Below are 17911 nucleotides of genomic sequence, written 5' to 3' on the forward strand. Positions count from 1 at the left end.
TGGTGTCCTCCCCCTCAAGACGGTGTCCGACAGTGAGAGCCGCGGGACCGCCGTCTGATACAACAGGCCACTACCATGCGAGACGTGACAGCGGGAAGCGAGCCGGTTCTCGAGCTGCTGCCCATGGTGTTCGCCGATCCGGGCGAGGCCCGGGCACGCGCCGAGCACGTCCTGCGCGCAGCTCCGTCACCGGTCCACGCGAGCGTCGCCCACCAGGTGCTCGGCATCTGGCAGCGGGACTTCGGGGACCTGCGGATCGCGCTGAGGCACCTGCGGCGGGCCCGGGACCTGGCCGCGCGGGCCGAGTCGGCCGACCGGGAGGCCGATGTGCTCGCGACCCTCGGGGTCGCACTGGTGCACGCGGGGCGCACGCGGCAGGGGCTCGCGTCGTTCGAACGAGGGGTCAGCCGGGGCAGCGGGCACACCCGGGCCCGGGTGCTGTACCGGCGGGCCTACGTGTGGTGGGTGCTGGGGCACCACCGTGAGGCCCTGGAGGACGTACGGCGGGCCCTTCCCGTCCTGCGGCAGGCCGCCGACGACATCTGGACGGCGCGGGCGCTGACCCTGCGGGCCACCGTGCACCTGGCGCTCGGCTCGGTGGAGCGGGCCGTCGCGGACTTCACGGCGGCGGAGCGGTTGTGGGACACCACCGGCCAGGAGCACGACAAGGCGGACGCGGTGGAGAGCCGGGGCCTGGCCGCGTTCCGCTCCGGGGACGTCCCGGCGGCGCTGCGGCTGCTGGACGAGGCCGAGGAGCGCTACGCCAAGCTGGGCACGCCGACGTACAACCTGTCGATCCGGCGCTGCGAGGTGCTGATGGCGGCGGGGCTCGCCCCGGAGGCGCTGGCCGAGGCGGACGCGGCGATCGCGCTGCTGGACCGGATCGGCGGTCAGTCGACCCGCAAGGCCGAGCTGCTGCTGGCCGCGGCACGGGCCGCCCGTTCGGCCGGGGAGGCGCAGACCGCGATAGCCCGCGCGGCCGTGGCCGTACGGCTGTTCGCGGCGCAGCGCCGGACGTGGTGGGAGACGCACGCCCGGCTGGTGCTGATCGAGGCACGGGTGGCGGCCGGGCGCCGGTCGGGGCGGATGGTCGCGGACGCGGCGGCGGTCGCCGAGCGGCTGGCCTCCTTCGGCTCCCCCGCCGCGCCCGAGGCCTCCCTGCTCGCGGGCCGGATCGCACTGGCGCTGGGCTGGACGGCGGACGCGGAACGGCACTTGGCGGTCGCCGCCCGCAGCCGGCACGGCGGGCCGCCGCCGGCCCGGATGACGGGCTGGGCGGCGCAGGCGCTGCGGGCGCGGGCGGCCGGTTCCCGGCGCGGTGTGCTGGAGGCGTGCCGGCGCGGCCTGGACGTGCTGGACGACCACCGGATGACGCTGGGCGCCCCGGAGCTGCGCGCCCACGCGACCGCGCAGGGTGCCGAACTGGCCGCGCTGGCGCAGGAGGTGAGCCTCGCCGAGGGCAGTCCGCGGCGGCTGCTGGGGTGGAGCGAGCGGTGGCGGGCGACCGTGCTGTCCGCGCCGCCGACCCGGCCGCCCGACGATCCGGCGCTGCTGAGCGGGCTGACCGCGTACCGGGAGATCGCGGCCCGTGCGGAGGCCGCCCGGATGGAGGGCCGTCCGGTGCCGGCGCTGGAGCGCGAACAGCGGCGCCTGGAGCGGGAGATCCGCTCGCGCACCCGGCACATCGGCGGGGCCGCCGCCGACGCGGGCGACCGTCTCGACGTGGGCCGGCTGCTGGACCGGCTCGGTGACGGGTGGCTGGTCGAGCTGGCGGTGGTCGACGGCCGGGTGCACGTCCTGCTGTGCGGGCAGGGGAAGGTACGCCGGTTCGCCGGTGGCTCGCTGGCGGAGGCGGTGGCCGAGGCCGAGCATGTGCAGGCCGGGCTGCGGCGGCTCGCGCACCCGGGTGCCGAGGCGCGGCTCCCTGTGGTGGAGGCGGCCGGCCGGCGCCTGGAAGAGCTGCTGCTGGCCGGGGCGGTACGGCACCTCGGCCCGGGTCCGGTGGTGATCGTGCCGCCGGGCGCGCTGCACCGGGTGCCGTGGGCGCTGCTGCCCGCGCTGCGGGAGCGGGTGCTCAGCGTGTCGCCGTCGGCGGGGAGCTGGCTGCGCGCCCGGGAGACGGTGCCCCCGCCGGACGGGCGGCCCGTGCTGGTGCGCGGCCCCGGCCTGGCGACGGGCGGCGCGGAGGTGCCCGAACTGGCGGACCGGTACGGCACGGCGACGGTCCTGGAGGGCGACGACGCGCAGGTGCCGCGGGTGCTGGCGGAACTCGACGGCGCGGGCCTCGCCCATCTCGCGGCGCACGGCACGTTCCGCGCCGACAGCCCCCTGTTCTCCGCCCTGCGCATGGCCGACGGGCCGCTGATCGTCCACGACTTCGAGCGGCTGGCGCGCAGCCCGTACCGGATCATCCTGTCCAGCTGCGACACCGCCCGCCTCGCCTCGGTCGGCGCGGACGAACTCCTCGGCCTGGTCACCGCGCTGCTGCCGCTGGGCACGGCCGGGGTGGTGGCGAGCAGTGCCCCGGTCAACGACGCGGCGGTCGTCCCGCTGATGCTGGCCCTGCACAAGGGCCTCGGCGCGGGCCTGTCCCTGGCCGAGGCGCTGCGGGACGCCCGCGCGGCCCTGCCCGGCGACGCGGTGCACCAGGCGACGGGCTGGGCGTTCGCGGCGTTCGGCGCGGCGTGAGCGGGGGCGTGCCGTCCCTGCGGCTTCGTCGTGTGCGCCCACCGCGGGCGGCTGCTCGCCGGGCAGGGCGCCCTGGAACGACGTGAGCACCGCCGTCCGCGGACTGCTCGTGCCGCCCACCCCGTCCGCCCGCGGGGTCCAGCCGCTGATCGGCCCCGCCGACCCTGCCGTACCCGCCGCGCGGTCCGGCCGGCCGCGACGCGCTGGGACGCCTCCTCGGCCGCCCCGCGCCCGCCCGCCGCAGCTCCCCGCCGAGCCGGCCGCAGACTGATCCTGCCGCCCACCCCGTCCGCCCGCCGGGGTCCAGCCGCTGATCGGCCGCACCCAGCGCGCGACCCGGCCAGCCACGACGCGCAGGTGCGCCTCCTCAGCCGCCCCACGCCCGCCCGCCGCGGCTCCCCGCTGAGCCGCCCGCGACCACGGAACCGGCCCACCGCCTCGGAGTGACCCCGGGCACCGGCCGCCGGCACCCGGCGGTCTGCCACGACGCGCGCCTGCTCACCCCGCACCCGCGCCGGACGCACCGCCGCCACGCCCGCACCGGGCTCGGCGACGCGCTGTGCCACCGAGCCCGGCTCGCCCACGGCGCGGGTCCCGGCCCCGGACGAGCCCTCGGGACAGCACAGCTAGGCCGTCTCCCTCTCCGGCGCGTCCACCAGCCAGGGCAGCGCCCCCCGGTCCCCCGTGCCGAGCCGGGTGTACGCGCTGTACAGGTGGTTGCCGACCGTCCGCACGGACAGGGTCAGCCGCTCGGCGATCTCCCGGTTGCTCAGCCCCGCCGCGGCCAGTGTGACGATCTGCCGCTGCCGGGCGGTGAGTTCACCGAGGACCAGACCGGCCAGCGCCGGCGTGCGCGCCCCCTGGCAGCGGCGGGCCAGCGCGACGGCCCGGCTGCGGGACAGCCGGGCGGCCCGGGGATCGCGGTGGGCCCGTACCGCCTGCGCGTGCGCCTCCGCCGCGTACAGCAGGAACCCCCGCTCGGCCAGCGCCTGCGCCGCCCGGTCGAGCGCGGCCCCGTCGACGCGCGCCAGCGCGTCCGCGTGCCGGGCGAGCACGCTGCCGGCCGGCAGCCGCCCGGCCGCCCGCCCGGGCTCCCCGAGGCGTACGGCGTCGTAGAGCGCGTGGAGGCCGTCCGGGTCGGTCACCTCACCCGGCGCCCCTTCGGCCAGCGCGAGTTCCCTGTGGCACCCGTCGTGCGACGGAGTCTCCCTCAGCCCCTCGCGCGCCCACGCCGCCGCCTCCCGCAGTTCGCCCCGCAGCCGCGCGAACCGGGCGCGGAGCGCGGCGTACCCGGCCGGCAGCGGGCCGCCCTGCGCGACCAGCCACTCCCCCACCGGCGTCGGCACCGGCCGGACGTCGAGCCGGTCCATCCCCCGGACCAGGGCGCGCTGTTCGGCGTCGAGCGCGGGTCCGTGCGCGAAGGGCGCGCGGGCCAGCCGGCGGGCCCGCAGCCGGCCGGCCGTGGCGCGCAGCGCGGGGCCGTGCAGGGGATGGGCGAGGGTGACGGCACCCTGGTCGTCGACGTCGATCAGGCCGTCCGTCTCCAGGCGTTCGAGGACGTCCAGGTCCAGGTCGTCCACGGGCAGCGGCAGGGGCTCGGCGAACGCCAGCCGTTCCAGCGCGTCGCGTTCACCGGGAACGGACCGCTCCAGGGCGGGCGCCAGCCGCTCGCGGACGGCCGGGGTCACCGGCAGCGGTCCGCGCCAGGCCCGTTCGCCGGTGCCCGGGACGGGGGTGAGCCGGCCGGAGCCGGTGAGCGCGGTCACCAGGTCGCGCAGGAGCCGCAGATCGCCCCGGCACGCCTGGTGCAGGCGGCGCACGGTGAGCGGTTCCAGGCCGGCGCCGGCGAGCAGCTGGGCGGTGTCCTCGGGGGCCAGCGGGCCGAGGGCCAGCCGGGGCAGCAGTTCCCCGGTCCACAGCCGGGACACCGCGCCGGGCGCGGGCGGCCCGTCCGCCGCGGCCACGACCAGGCGGGTGCGGCCCTGCACGGCGAGCTGGTGGACCAGGGCGGCGGAGGTCTCGTCCAGCAACTGGGCGTCGTCCACGACCAGGAGCCGTACGCCGGACAGCGCGCGGACCGCGCGGTGCAGCGAGACGGTGTCGGGCAGCAGGTGTGCGAACACCGCGAGGGGCAGGTCCCGGGCCTCGGGCGTGCCGGTCACGCGGGCGTGGTCCGTGCCCCGGACCGCCTCCGTGATCAGCCGGGTCTTGCCGCGGCCGGCCGGGCCGGTCACCACGATGCCGGGCCGGCCGGCGGCCAGCGCGCCACGCACCAGCTCCAGTTCGTCGGCCCGGCCGGTGAACGGCCAGGGCAGCTCCAGGGTCTTCGCGTCCTGTTCGTAAGTCCTCACACCATGCTGAGCGCGCGTACTCAGGTTTGATACAGGGCGACTTGAGTAGCCCCCGACTCAGGCGTGCGGCCGGGGCGGCGGGCACGCTGGCCGCATGACCCGACGCCTCTGCTCGCTTCCGCGGCAGCCGGCCCCGTCGTTCGCGGCGGGGCTGACCGCCGAGCGGCTGGGCGCGCTGCTCGCCGGGCGGCGGATGTGGGTCAACGGCACCGTCCTGCACTACTGCTTCCTGGACGCCCCCACCGACGCCTCCGTCGTCCCGGTCCCCGGGACCGGGGAGCTGCGCCGGGTGCCGTGGGCGGGCGGCGAGGAGCAGCGGGACGTGGTCCGCGAGTGCTTCGCCGAGTGGCAGGACCTGGGCATCGGCGTCAGGTTCGCCGAGGTCGGCGACCGGCACGAGGCGGAGCTGCGGATCGGGTTCCAGACCGGTGCCGGGTCCTGGTCGGCGGTCGGCCGGGAGGCGCTGTCGGTGGGCCGGGGCGAGCGCACCATGAACCTCGGCTGGGACGTGACCGCGCCCGGGGAGCGCGGGGCCGTCCTGCACCAGATCGGGCACGCGCTCGGCATGGTGCACGAGCACCAGAGCCCGTTCGCGGGGCTGCACTGGGACGACGAGGCCGTGTACGCCGAGCTGGCGGGCCCGCCGAACTTCTGGAGCCGGGAGACGACGGACACGAACGTGCTGCGGCAGCTGGACGCCGGTGAGGCGGGCGGCTCGGTGTGGGACCCGCAGTCGGTGATGACGCTGCCGTTCGGGCCGGGGCTGGTGCTGGAGCCGGAGCAGTACCGCGGGGGGCTGCGTCCGCCCGGCGCTCCGTCGCCGGCCGACAAGGAGTTCGTGCTCCGCTGGTACCCGCCCGCCGCTCCCGGCGGGCCGGCCGCACTGGTGCCGTTCCGGTCCGCGCCGCTCGGGCTGGGGCACGGCGAGCAGGCCGACTTCACCGTCGAGCCGCCGGAGACCCGCGAGTACACCGTGGGCGCGTTCGGCGACGCCGACACCGTGCTGGTGGTCTTCGAGCAGCGCGACGGGGAGCCGCGCTTCCTCGCGGGCCACGACGACGGCGGCACGCCGGACAACGCCGCCGTCCGGGTCCGGCTCGTCAAGGGCCGCCGCTATGCCGTCCGGGTCCGTCTGTACTCCACGTGGGGGTCGGGGGAGACGGCGGTCATGTGCTGGTGACGGCACACGGACGGCACAGAGCCACTGTCCGGCACCGGGGGGAGCGGGCGTGGACGTCACCTACGGGGGAGGTGACGTCCACGCCCGCGCCAGTTCCCGGGCGGCTCCCGCTCCCCGGGCACGACGACGGATGCCGAGCGTCCTCGGGGGCCCTCCCCGGCACGGGCGGGACGACGCGGTCATGCCCGCTTCGTCGACACCCCGGGACCAAGGCCCGAGGAGGCACTGGGCCCGCTGCTCGCGCCGAGGGCACCGGGACCGGCCCGCCGGGTACGTCGTCGGTGAAAGCCCGCGTCCCGGCGCCCGGTTGGTGCCGCCGGCCGGGACGCGGCTGAGCGCGACGGCCGGCGCTGAGAAGCGGACCGGCCGTTCGTGCCGCTCCCCCACGCCGCGAGGAACCTCACGACGCGGCCCGCTCCGCCGGGGCGCCGCCCCGGCTGCCGCCCTCGGCGTCGGGGTGGGCGAGACCCAGGTGGTCGCGCAGGGTCGTGCCCTCGTAGTCGGCGCGGAAGACGCCCTGTTCCTGGAGCAGCGGGACCACCTTGTCGGCGAACGGGTCGAGTCCGCCGGGGGTGATGTGCGGCACGAGGATGAAGCCGTCGGAGGCGTCGGCCTGCACGAAGTCGTTGATGGTCTGCGCGACGGTCCGGGGCGAGCCGATGAACGTCTGCCGGTTGCCGGTGTTGATGACCAGGTCGCGGATGGACCACTTGTTGGCCTCGGCGAGCTGCCGCCACTCGCGGGCGATGGCCACCGGGTCGCGGTACATCCGCACCTGGGCGCGGCCCCGGGAGATGTGGTCCTCGCTCACCACCGGGTCCACCTCGGGCAGCGGGCCCTCCGGGTCGTACGCCGACAGGTCCCGGTTCCAGACGAACTCCAGGTGCTTGATGGCGGTGGCGCCGCTGACCTGCTGCCGGCGGACCTCGCGGGCGAGTTCGGCGGCCTCCTGGTCGGTGTCGCCGAGGACGAAGGTCGCGGCGGGCAGGATGAGCAGCTGGTCGGGGCGGCGGCCGTACGCGGCGAGGCGGGACTTGACGTCGGTGTAGAAGGCCTGGCCCTCCTTGAGGGTGGAGTACCGGCTGAAGATCGCGTCCGCGCTGGAGGCGGCGAACTCCCGGCCCTCGTCGGAGTCGCCGGCCTGGAAGACGACCGGGCGGCCCTGCGGGGAGCGCGGGACGTTGAACCGGCCGTGGATGTCGAAGTGCTGCCCCTGGTGCACGAAGGCGCCGGCCTTGGCGTCCCGGAGGAAGGTGCCGGTGGCCTGGTCGGCGATGATCTCGTCACCGCGCCAGGAGTCGAACAGTTCGTGCGCGGTGGCGAGGAACTCCTTGGCGCGGGAGTAGCGCTCCTCCTGCGGCAGGAAGCCGCCGCGGCGGAAGTTCTCGCCGGTGAAGGCGTCCCAGGAGGTGACCACGTTCCAGGCGGACCGGCCGCCGGAGAGGTGGTCGAGGCTCGCGAACTGGCGGGCCACCTCGTACGGTTCGTTGAACGTGGAGTTGATGGTGCCGGTCAGGCCGAGCCGGTCGGTGACGGCGGCCAGCGCGGCCAGCACGGTGAAGGTGTCCGGGCGGCCGACCACGTCCAGGTCGTAGATCTTCCCGCCCTGCTCGCGCAGCCGGAGCCCCTCGGCGAGGAACAGGAAGTCGAACTTGGCGCGTTCGGCGGTCCGCGCGAAGTGCGCGAAGCTGCTGAACTCGATGTGGCTGCCGGCGGCCGGGTCGCTCCACACGGTGGTGTTGTTCACGCCGGGGAAGTGGGCGGCCAGGTGGATCTGCTTCAGCGGCTTGCTCATGGCGGTACGGTCGTCCTCTCCGGCGTTCAGGCTGCGGCGTAGCGGTTGGCGGGGCGGGCGAGACCGAGGAGGCCGCGCAGGGTGCCGGCCTCGTAGGCGTCCCGGAAGCGGCGGCGCCGCCGCAGCTCGGGCACCAGGTCCCGGGTGATCCGGGGCAGGTCGTGGCCGGCGACCGCGGGCCGCAGGCGGAACCCGGTCAGCCCGCCCGCCGCCAGCTCCTCCAGCAGGTCGGCGAGTTCCGCGGCCGTGCCGGTGAAGATCCGGGCGTCGCTGGTGTACGGCTCGCCCGCGAGGGTGTCGAGGCGGTCGCGGCGGGCCTCGGCCCCGGCCCGGCTGTCGTCCAGGAAGACGACGAGGTCGCCGAAGACGTGCAGCGTCTCCCCGGCGCGGCCCGCCGCCTGCTGCTCGGCGCGGATCTCGGCGACGATCGCCCGGGCCTGGTCCGCGTCGTGCGGGGTGACGTAGCCGACGTCGGCCTGACGGGCCACCAGGCGGTACGGCACCGTCTGGTGGGCGAGGGCGGTGACCAGGGGCTGGCCCTGCGGCGGCCGGGGCGTGATGGAGGGGCCCTTGACGTTGAACCAGCGGCCCTCGAAGTCGATGTAGTGCAGCTTGTCCCGGTCGATGAAGCGGCCGGTCGCCGCGTCCCGGATCTCGGCGTCGTCCTCCCAGCTGTCCCACAGCCGGCGGACCACTTCCACGTAGTCGGCGGCCTCGTCGAACAGGTCGGTGATCGTCTCCCGCGCGTCCGGGCTGTCGAAGCCCTCGATCCGGGGGATGGTGCGGCGGCCGAAGTGCGCGGCCTCGTCCGGGCGGAAGTCGGTGCGGACCCGCAGGCCCGCGCGCCCGGTGCTGACGTAGTCGAGGGTGGCGATCGCCTTGGATATGTGGAACGGCTCTGTGTGCGTGGCCACCACGGTCGGGACCAGGCCTATGTGCCGGGTGACCGGGGCGACGCGGGAGGCGATGAGGACCGCGTCGAGCCGGCCGCGGACCTGGTCGGTGCGCTCGTCGGGTGCGAGGAGGTGGGAGGACTGCGGGCCGAGGCCGTCCTCGATGGTGACGAAGTCGAGCAGGCCGCGTTCGGCCTCGGTGATCAGGTCGGTCCAGTAGCCGGCGGTGAACAGGTCGCGGGGTCGGGCGACCGGCTCGCGCCAGGACGCCGGGTGCCATCCGGTGCCGTCCAGGGCGACGGCGAGGTGCAGGGGTGCGGCAGGGGTTGAGGACACGTCGGTGCCTTCCTTGATGTCCGTACGAGAACGCCGGCCGGCAGGGCCGGCGGCGGCCGGGGCGGGCGGCGTCGGCCGCGGGCGGGCGCGGCGGGGGGAGCCCCCGGGCCGGGGCGGGGCCGGGGGGAGGTCAGGGACGACAGAGCGCGGCGGACACGCGTTGGAGGTCTATGTGCGGCCTGGAGTGCAGGCGGACGGACCGGTACGGGTGCGGGGCGCGCGGCGGGCGGGCCCGCGGGGGCACTCGGGTCACGGCCGTCACCTCCGTCCGTCGGGCGCGGCGGGCCGGATCGGCGTCCGCCTGGCGGAACTCGTCGGGACGTCCAACGTCCGGCCGGCCGCCGTTGTTCCCGGGCTGCGCAGCCGCACGATGCGGGAGCGGCGGCGCAGGGTGAACCCGATCGACTCGTAGAGCCGGATCGCGGGCGTGTTGTCGGCGGCGGCGTGCAGGAACGGGGTGTCCCCGCGGTCCCGGATGCCGGCCGCGACCGCGCGCACCAGCCGGGTGGCCAGCCCCCGGCCGCGGTACGCGGGGTCCGTGCACACGGCGCTGATCTCGGTCCAGCCGGGCGGCCGCAGCCTCTCCCCCGCCATGGCGACGAGCCTGCCCCGGTGCCGGATGCCGAGGTAGGTGCCCATCTCGACGGTCCGGCTCAGGAAGGGGCCCGGCCGGGTGCGGGCCACCAGATCGAGGATCTCGGGGACGTCGTCGGCTCCCAGGCGGACCGCCTCCGGGTCCGGTGCGGCCCGCAGCGCGGTGTCCACGAGCTGGACCCCCGCGCCCTCGCCGAGCACCTCCCAGCCGTCGGGAACCCGCTCCACCGGCTTGACCCGTACGGGGTTTCCCGGACCGACGAGCGTGTGCAGGTCGGCCCAGGCCGCCGGGTCCGCGGGGTCGGCGAGCGCCGCGAAGGCGTAGGTCTCCGGCCGGTAGCGGGCCGCGCGGCCGTGCCGGTCGGCGAGCCGGGCGTGCGGGCCGGTGAGGGCGGCCCAGACGGCGTTGTCCAGGACGGGGTCCGCGGGCGGGAGCGGGGTCGCGCCTGGGCGGACGTCGGTCGGACGGGCCACGGGAGCGACCCCCTCTCTTGTCTCCATGCCGGTGGACCGACGACCCGTCAGGAGTTGTCCAGCGGCAGCCCGGGCGGGTTGACCTGCGCCTTCGCCACGGACTCGTTGGACAGGCCGTAGGCGGCCAGCCACTTGCCGTACTGCCCGTTCTCGATCAGGTGGTTGAGGGCGTCGGCCAGCGGCTTGGCGAGTCCGCTGTCCTTCTTGGTGGTCGCGGCGATCAGGCCCTGGAGCGTCTCGCCGGCACCGGAGAAGGTGCCCGCGTTGCGGGTGGCGTTGGGGGTGCCCGCGGTCTGCCGGGCACGGTAGGCGACCGCGGGGTTGGGACCGAGGTAGGCGTCGATCTTCCCGCTGCTCAGCGCCAGGTTGATGGCGTTCTGGTCCGGGAAGTACTTGACGGTGAGCTTCTTGCCCTCCTTGGCCAGCTTGGCCTTCCACTCCAGGAGAATCTTCTCCTGGTTGGTGCCGGCGCCCACGCTGACCGTCTTGCCGGCGAGGTTCTCGTAGTCGTCGTCGAAGTTCCAGGGGTTCTTCTTCAGCACCTCGAAGGCCAGGTTGTCCTTGCGGTAGGAGGCGAACTCGTACTTGCGCTTGCGTTCCTCGGTGACGGTGACGTTGGAGAAGGCCACGTCGACCTTGCCGCTGTCGACGCCGACGAAGAGGTTCTCCCAGGTGGAGTTCCTGATCTCGGGCTTCAGGCCGAGGACCGCGGCCACCAGGCGGCCGAGGTCGGGCTCGGAGCCGGTGAGGGTCTTCTGGTCGCTGCCCACGAAGTTCAGCGGTGCGGAGCCCGAGGGCAGGGCCCCCACGCCGATGACGAGCTTGCCGCTCCTGCGCACGGAGGCGGGCAGTTCGGCGCTGATGGACTTCACTTCGGAGACCTTCAGCGCGGTCTCCTTGGCCGCTCCGTTGGACAGCCGCCCCACGGTCACCGTGCCGGCGGTGTCGGTCTTGGTGACGGCCTCGCTGTCGCCTCCGCAGGCGGCGAGCCCGGTGGCGAGGGCGGCCACGGCGGTCGCGGCGGTGATGCCGCGGATCACGGCGCGTCGGGAGAGGTGGGTAGGCATGGCGTGGCTGTCCTTGTCTCGCTGGTGAGGGTGAGCGCTGAGGGTGCGGTGAGGGGTGGGTCTTGGGGGCCCGGGCGGCGGGGCCGGGGCGTCCTGCCGTGGCGGCGCGGTCAGAGGACCTTGCCGAGGAACTCCCGGGTCCGTGCGTGCCGGGGCCGGTCCAGCACCTCGCCGGGCGGGCCCTGTTCGACGATCCGGCCGCCGTCGATGAAGACGACCCGGTCGGCGACCTCGCGGGCGAAGCCGATCTCGTGGGTGACGATGACGAGGGTGGTGCCGCTGGTCGCCAGGTCCTTGATGACGGCCAGCACCTCGCCGACGAGTTCGGGGTCGAGCGCCGAGGTCGGCTCGTCGAAGAGGATGATCCCGGGGCGCAGGGCGAGGGCGCGCGCGATGGCGACGCGCTGCTGCTGTCCGCCGGACAGCTGCCGCGGGTAGGCGCCGGCCTTGTCGCCGAGACCGACGCGTTCGAGCAGTTCCCGGGCGAGCTCCTGGGCCGCCGCCCTGGACAGCCGGCCGGTGGCGGCGGGGGCCGTGGCGACGTTCTCCAGGACGGTCAGGTGCGGGAAGAGGTTGAAGTTCTGGAAGACGAAGCCGATCCGGCCGCGCTGGGCGAGGATGGCGCGCTCGCTCAGTTCCTTGAGCCGGTCCCCGTGCCGCTTCACCCCGATCAGCTCGCCGCCCACGCTGACGTGTCCGATCTCGGGCTTCTCCAGGTGGTTGACGACCCTGAGCAGCGTGGACTTGCCGGAGCCGGACGGCCCGATGATCACCGTGACCTCGCCGGGGCGGACGGTCAGGTCGATGCCGTCGAGGACGCGGTGGGTGCCGTACCACTTGTGGACGCCGTGTACTTCGAGCGCGGCGGGGGCGGCCTTCGGCAGGGTCTCGGCGATGGTCATACGGCGGCCTCCCGGCTCAACCGGGCCCGCAGGCCGGCGAGGCCGGCCCGGGCCTTCTGCAAGGGGGTCGGCGGCAGGGTGCGGGTGGCGCCCCGGGCGTAGTACCGCTCGACGTAGAACTGGACGACGGACACGGCGCTGGTGAGGATCAGGTACCAGACGGTGGCGACCAGCAGCAGCGGCACCACGTCACCGGGGTAGGTGCTGCCCATCGACTGCACCGCGCCGAACAGGTCGAGCAGCGACACGTAGAAGACCAGGGACGTGCTCTTGATGAGGCCGATCAGCTGGTTGACGTAGTTCGGGGTGATGGACCTGAGGGCCTGCGGGAAGACGATCCGGCGGAACTGGTAGCCCTTGGGCAGGCCCAGGGCGGCGGCCGCCTCGTGCTGTCCCTGGTCGACGGAGAGGATGCCGCCGCGGACCACCTCCGCCGCGTACGCCGCCTCGTTGAGGCTGAGGCCGATGACGGCGATCGTCATGTCGGTGGCCAGCCGGGACTCGTCGAAGGTGACGAAGGCGGGTCCGAACGGCACCCCGAGGCTCAACGTCCTGTACAGGGCACTGAAGTTGTACAGGAAGATCAGTACGACGATGAGCGGCACGGAGCGGAACAGCCAGGTGTAGGTCCAGCTGACCGCGCGCAGCACCGGGCTCCCGGAGAGCCGGGCGAGCGCCAGCAGGATGCCGCCGAGGAGCCCCAGGACGGCGCTGAGCGCGGCGACTTCGAGGGTGACGAGGAGGCCGTCGAGGACGGTGGGGCGCAGGAACCAGTAGCGGAAGCGGTCCCACTGGTAGAAGGGGTTCGTGACCAGTCCGTGCAGGATCTGCGCGACGAGCACGAGGACGGCGGCGGTGACGATCCACCGCCCGGGCCGGCGCAGCGGCTGGATCCGCTGCGCGGACAGGGTTTCTGACGGTGTGTCGGCGGGGGCCGGCGCCTCGGCTAGGGAGACGGCGGCGCCTGGGGGTTCACTCATGGCGGGCTCCGGCGGAGTCGGTCACCCCGGGGCCGCGCGGGAGCGGCGGTGGACCACGACGGCACTGCGGCGCGAGGCGGCGCACGGACGGGCGCGGAACCGGGGGCTGGGCGGACAACGGCACACCGGACGGACGGTGTGCGGTGGGAACGCGGGGGCTGGGAGGCAGACGTCAGCCCTGACAGCGGGCAGAGCCCGGCGCGGTACACAGTGCGCTGTTCACGCGGAGCAGATCGACGGCGCGGTCGGCGACGAGGAGACCGGCGTACGACGGTACGCAGCCCTGGGGGCGGCTCGCGGCCGTCCGGGGAGCTGCGTACATGGCGTCACCTGTCACTGTTCCGGCCCCGTGGGGCCTCGCGCTTACCGAAAACGTCATCCGGTCCGGTCGTCACCTGGGGCACCCCACCGCGGTGCGAGGGTTGCCGGTCAGCGAGCCAGGGCTTGGCGCTGACGCTCATGACCGTTCTGAGCGGTAAGTAAGGCAGTTGCCCGTTCGAATGTCAACGGACGTCCGTCAAGTGGACATCGGCGGCCCGCTCTCACCTGCGGGAAGTGTCCGGGGTGTCCGCGGCGTGGCCTGCCCAGTCCAGGATCTGGACAGCGGCTCCGGCGGCCTCCAGGCCCTGGCAGCGGCCGTGGTGGCGGCGGGCGATGCCGTCCAGGTCGAGGTGGCGGCCGAAGGCGGGGTGGGCGGCCAGACGGCGGGCGTAGGCCCACAGGGCGCGGTGGTCGGCGATGCGCTGCACGGCGGAGGCGTCGAGGTGGCAGCGGTGGACGGTGTCGAGTTGCACGAGGGTGACCCACAGCTCGATGTCGGCGGCGGTGAGCCCGTCGTCGGCCAGGTACTCCTCGCCGCTCAGCCGCCGCTCCAGGCAGCCCAGGGTGTCCAGCAGCACGTCGAGGGCGGCGGTCCGCTCGTCGGGGCCGGCCCCGGCGCGTCCGGCGCGCTGCGCGGCCTCCTCGATGCCCTCGGCGCACATCCGCTCGACGGCCTCGATCACGGACTCCAGGCCCCGGGGGTACAGCCGGCCGTCGCCGTTCGGCCGGAACCGGTCCAGGTCGCGCAGGATGTCGGGGGTGTGGGTGCTGACGATGCGTCCGGACCAGTCGTCGCTGAGCACGGGCGCGAGCGCCGGGCCGGTGTAGTGGTGGGCGCTCGCCTCGTAGAGCGGGCGGAGCGCCGCGTGGCCGCCGCCGGGACAGTCCGGGACGGCGGGCAGGAGGGTGACGGGACAGCGGGCGTCCAGGCCGAGCAGGCTGTGGCCGACGGCGAGGCGCAGCCCGTCGGGGCAGGCGGTCGACAGGTGGAGCCGGTAGCGGTGCGGCACGGCGTAGTGGCCGCTGCGCGCGTCCCGGCCGATCCGGCCCCGGAAGAGGGGCGCGGTACCACGGGTGGACGGGACGGCGGCGAGCGGAGTGATGGACATGCGTCTCCCCGGGTGGTGGGTGTGCGGAGGGGCGCGCCGGCGCGGGCGTGACCGGACTGCGGGGGCGGAGGTGGCGGCCCGGCTCAGCGGTGACGGCGGATCGCGCTGCAGACGCGCTGCAGGTCGATGTGGCGGCGGGAGGTGAGCAGGGGTGCGCGCAACGGCGTGCGGCCGGTCCGGCCCGTGCCCGTTTCGCCGCGCGCCATGATTTCCTACCTGTTCACTAGGATTCCCTACCTGGAGTGTCGATCGGGCTCCGTACGGCGTCAAGGGGGCGTCCACGCCTGGGGATCGCAGTCGGCGCCGGATACTCCTCAGCAAGAGCAACATGTGACATAGTACTGACGTGGCGAAGCGACTGACCTGCGATGTCGTGGTCGTCGGGGCCGGAATGACAGGCGCGGCCTGTGCCCTGTACGCCGCGCGCGCCGGACTCGACGTACGGCTGGTGGACCGGGGCCCGGTGGCCGGCGGCACCACCGGAGCCGGCGAGGGCAACCTGCTCGTCTCCGACAAGGAGCCGGGCCCGGAGCTCGGACTCGCGCTGCTGTCGGCCCGGTTGTGGGCCGGGCTGGCGGGGGAGCTGGGCGCCGCGATCGAGTACGAGCCCAAGGGGGGCCTCGTGGTCGCCTCGCGTCCCGGCGCCCTGGCCGCGCTGCGGGACTTCGCCGCGGAGCAGCGGACCGCCGGCGTCACCGCCCTACCGGTCGACGCCGGGCAACTGGCCGACCTGGAACCGCACTTGGCGCCCGGCATGGCGGGGGCGGTGCACTACCCGCAGGACGCCCAGGTGATGCCCGCGCTCGCCGCCGCCCATCTGGTCCGCGCCTCCGGCGCCGCCCTGCACACCGGCCGCACGGTGACCGGGGTGCTGCGCACCGCGCGGGGAGCGGTCCACGGCGTCCGCACCGACCGGGGCGACATCCACGCGCCGGCGGTGGTGAACGCGGCCGGCACCTGGGGCGGCGACCTCGCCTCGCTCGCCGGCGTCCGGCTGCCGGTGCTCCCCCGGCGCGGTTTCGTGCTGGTCACCGAGCCGCTGCCGCGCAGGATCCGGCACAAGGTGTACGCCGCCGACTACGTGGCCGACGTGGCCAGCGACTCGGCCGCGCTGCGCAGCTCGCCGGTCGTGGAGGGCACGGCCGCCGGTCCCGTCCTGATCGGCGCCACCCGGGAACGGGTCGGCTTCGACCGGTCGTTGTCGCTGACCGCGACGCGGGCGCTCGCCGCCGGGGCGATCGGGCTGTTCCCGTTCCTCGAACGGGTCCGCGCACTGCGCGCGTACGCGGGCTTCCGGCCGTACCTGCCGGACCACCTGCCGGCGATCGGGCCCGATCCGCGGGTGCCCGGCCTGTTCCACGCCTGCGGGCACGAGGGCGCCGGCATCGGACTCGCCCCCGGCACCGGCCTGTTGATCGCGCAGGCGCTCACCGGGAAGGCGCCCGAACTGGACCTCACGCCGTTCCGGCCGGAGCGGTTCGACACCGAGGGAGGCGACGCCCGGTGAATCCCTGGGAGCTGACGCGGGCCCGGCCGGGGCCCCCGTGCACCGTGACCTTCGACGGCCGGCCCCTCCAGGCGCTGCCGGGCCAGACGGTCGCGGCGGCGCTGTGGGCGGCGGGCGTGACGGCCTGGCGCAGCACACGGGACGCCGGCCGGCCCCGCGGGGTGTTCTGCGGGATCGGGGTGTGCTTCGACTGCCTGGTCACCGTCAACGGCCGCCCCAACCAGCGGGCCTGCCTGGTTCCGGTGCGCCCGGGAGACGACATCCGTACTCAGGAGGGGACGGGCCGGGACGATGACTGAACGACCGCGCCTCGCCGTCGTCGGCGCGGGCCCCGCGGGGCTCACCGCGGCGCTGGCGGCGGCCGCACGGGGCGTCCGGGTGACGCTGGTCGACGCCGCCGACCAGGCCGGCGGGCAGTTCTACCGGCAGCCCGCCGCCGCCCTCGGCGCCCGCCGGCCGCAGGCCCTGCACCACCAGTGGCGCACCTGGGTACGGCTGCGCGACGGCCTGGACCGGCACCGCACGGCCGGCCGGATCACTCACTTGACGGACCATCATGTGTGGTGTGTGGCACAGGACTCCGCCTCCGGTGCGTTCGCCGTGCACGCCCTGCTCGGCCCCGCGCAGGAGGACGGTGTCACCGTGCACGCCGACGCGGTGCTGCTGGCCACCGGCGGGTACGAGCGGGTGCTGCCCTTCCCCGGCTGGACACTGCCCGGGGTCGTCACGGCGGGCGGCGCGCAGGCCATGCTCAAGGGCGGCCTCGTGCTGCCCGGCCGCACGGTGGTGGTGGCCGGGACCGGGCCGCTGCTGCTGCCGGTGACCGCCGGGCTCGCCGCGGCCGGTGCACGCGTCGCCGCGCTGGTGGAGTCCGCAGGGCCCGGGGCGCTGCTCCACCGGGCACCCGCCCTGGCCGCACAGCCGGGCAAACTCGCCGAGGGCGCCGGCTACGCGGCCCGGCTGCTGCGGCACGGCGTGCGCATGCTGACCCGGCACACCGTCGTGGCGGCGCACGGCACCGACCGGCTGGAGGCGGTGACGGTGGCCGCGCTCGGCCGGGACGGACGCCCGCGGCCCGGCAGTGCCCGGCGCGTCCCCTGCGACACCCTGGCCGTGGGCCACGGCATGCTGCCGCACACCGACCTCGCCGAGACCCTCGGCTGCACCCTGTCCGGCACCGCCGTACGGGTCGACGAAGAGCAGCGCACCGACGTGCCCGGCGTCTGGGCCGCCGGGGAGGCCACCGGGATCGGCGGCGCGGCCCTCGCGCTCGCCGAGGGGCACATCGCCGGGCGCTCGGCCGCCGCCCGGCTGCGCGGCACCGCCCCCGACCCGGGCGGCTGGGCCGCCGCAGCCCGGGCCCGCACCCGGCTGCGCGCGTTCGCCACGGCCCTGGACGCGGTGTACACCCCGCCGGCGGGCTGGGCGGACCGGATCCCGGACGACACCGTGGTGTGCCGCTGCGAGGAGGTCACCGCCGGGCAGGTGCGCGGGGCCGCCGGCTCCCTCGGCGCCGGGGACCTGCGCACGGTCAAGCTGCTCACCCGGGCCGGGATGGGCTGGTGCCAGGGGCGGATGTGCGCGCCCGCGGTGGCCGGCCTGACCGGCTGCCCGCTCACCGCCGGACGCCGGCCGTTCGCCCGACCGGTACCGCTCGGCGTCCTGGCCACCCTGCCGGAGCCGGAGTGAGACGACCTCCCGGCACCACGAACCG

Annotated in this window: 15 protein-coding genes and 1 riboswitch; of the genes, 5 read left to right on the forward strand and 10 right to left on the reverse strand. The window is 75.6% G+C overall.

The window, feature by feature from the left end:
- Positions 1–75 precede the first annotated feature (75 nt).
- A complete protein-coding gene (locus AB0947_RS06220; protein WP_366749067.1) occupies positions 76–2688 on the forward strand; it encodes a CHAT domain-containing tetratricopeptide repeat protein in 2613 nt (870 codons plus the stop codon).
- A 626-nt stretch (positions 2689–3314) separates the two neighbouring features.
- Here the strand turns inward: AB0947_RS06220 and AB0947_RS06225 are convergent.
- The gene (locus AB0947_RS06225; RefSeq protein WP_366749068.1) at positions 3315–5039 is read right to left on the reverse strand and encodes a LuxR C-terminal-related transcriptional regulator; all 1725 of its coding nucleotides are present in this window, start codon (positions 5037–5039) and stop codon (positions 3315–3317) included.
- Positions 5040–5133: 94 nt separating this feature from the next.
- On the opposite strand from AB0947_RS06225, the gene AB0947_RS06230 reads away from it, so the two are divergent.
- Positions 5134–6219 (forward strand): M12 family metallopeptidase, encoded by a 1086-nt coding sequence (locus tag AB0947_RS06230; protein ID WP_366749069.1) that lies wholly within the window; start codon positions 5134–5136, stop codon positions 6217–6219.
- 400 nt (positions 6220–6619) lie between these two features.
- Here AB0947_RS06230 and AB0947_RS06235 read toward each other — a convergent pair whose 3' ends face one another.
- The 9 genes from AB0947_RS06235 to AB0947_RS06275 all read right to left on the reverse strand — a co-directional run bounded on the left by AB0947_RS06235 (position 6620) and on the right by AB0947_RS06275 (position 14896).
- On the reverse strand, positions 6620–8014 hold the full coding sequence (locus AB0947_RS06235) for an NtaA/DmoA family FMN-dependent monooxygenase (RefSeq protein ID WP_366749070.1): 1395 nt from the start codon (positions 8012–8014) through the stop codon (positions 6620–6622).
- Positions 8015–8040: 26 nt separating this feature from the next.
- The gene (locus AB0947_RS06240; RefSeq protein ID WP_366749071.1) at positions 8041–9243 is read right to left on the reverse strand and encodes an LLM class flavin-dependent oxidoreductase; all 1203 of its coding nucleotides are present in this window, start codon (positions 9241–9243) and stop codon (positions 8041–8043) included.
- A 130-nt stretch (positions 9244–9373) separates the two neighbouring features.
- Entirely contained in the window at positions 9374–9505 is a 132-nt protein-coding gene (locus tag AB0947_RS06245; RefSeq protein WP_366749072.1) for a putative leader peptide, read from the reverse strand.
- Positions 9502–10311, reverse strand: a complete 810-nt coding sequence (locus tag AB0947_RS06250; RefSeq protein WP_366749073.1) for a GNAT family N-acetyltransferase — start codon at positions 10309–10311, stop codon at positions 9502–9504. Before AB0947_RS06250 ends, AB0947_RS06245 begins: the two co-directional genes overlap by 4 nt.
- Before the next feature lie 47 nt (positions 10312–10358).
- On the reverse strand, positions 10359–11378 hold the full coding sequence (locus AB0947_RS06255; protein ID WP_366749074.1) for an ABC transporter substrate-binding protein: 1020 nt from the start codon (positions 11376–11378) through the stop codon (positions 10359–10361).
- Between the two features lie 110 nt (positions 11379–11488).
- Entirely contained in the window at positions 11489–12280 is a 792-nt protein-coding gene (locus tag AB0947_RS06260) for an amino acid ABC transporter ATP-binding protein (protein ID WP_366749075.1), read from the reverse strand.
- Positions 12277–13260: an amino acid ABC transporter permease gene (locus AB0947_RS06265; protein ID WP_366749076.1), complete on the reverse strand. Its 984-nt coding sequence runs from the start codon at positions 13258–13260 to the stop codon at positions 12277–12279. Before AB0947_RS06265 ends, AB0947_RS06260 begins: the two co-directional genes overlap by 4 nt.
- Positions 13261–13614: 354 nt before the next feature.
- Positions 13615–13725: riboswitch (SAM riboswitch) on the reverse strand.
- 77 nt (positions 13726–13802) lie between these two features.
- A complete protein-coding gene (locus AB0947_RS06270) occupies positions 13803–14690 on the reverse strand; it encodes a glutathione S-transferase C-terminal domain-containing protein (RefSeq protein WP_366749077.1) in 888 nt (295 codons plus the stop codon).
- A gap of 83 nt (positions 14691–14773) precedes the next feature.
- Positions 14774–14896 carry a putative leader peptide gene (locus AB0947_RS06275; protein ID WP_263983426.1) on the reverse strand — a complete coding sequence of 41 codons (123 nt, stop codon included), beginning with the start codon at positions 14894–14896 and terminating at the stop codon, positions 14774–14776.
- Between the two features lie 140 nt (positions 14897–15036).
- Between AB0947_RS06275 and AB0947_RS06280 the strand changes: the two genes are divergently transcribed.
- The 3 genes from AB0947_RS06280 to AB0947_RS06290 are packed head-to-tail and all read left to right on the forward strand — an operon-like array spanning position 15037 to position 17886.
- Positions 15037–16197 (forward strand): FAD-binding oxidoreductase, encoded by a 1161-nt coding sequence (locus AB0947_RS06280; protein ID WP_366749078.1) that lies wholly within the window; start codon positions 15037–15039, stop codon positions 16195–16197.
- Positions 16194–16496: a (2Fe-2S)-binding protein gene (locus AB0947_RS06285; protein ID WP_366749079.1), complete on the forward strand. Its 303-nt coding sequence runs from the start codon at positions 16194–16196 to the stop codon at positions 16494–16496. Before AB0947_RS06280 ends, AB0947_RS06285 begins: the two co-directional genes overlap by 4 nt.
- Positions 16489–17886: an NAD(P)/FAD-dependent oxidoreductase gene (locus tag AB0947_RS06290; RefSeq protein ID WP_366749080.1), complete on the forward strand. Its 1398-nt coding sequence runs from the start codon at positions 16489–16491 to the stop codon at positions 17884–17886. The genes AB0947_RS06285 and AB0947_RS06290 overlap by 8 nt, the downstream gene beginning before the upstream one ends.
- Positions 17887–17911 lie beyond the last annotated feature (25 nt).

This window comes from Streptomyces sp. NPDC047841 (genome assembly GCF_040704085.1).
In the GTDB taxonomy this organism is placed as follows: domain Bacteria; phylum Actinomycetota; class Actinomycetes; order Streptomycetales; family Streptomycetaceae; genus Streptomyces; species Streptomyces argyrophylli.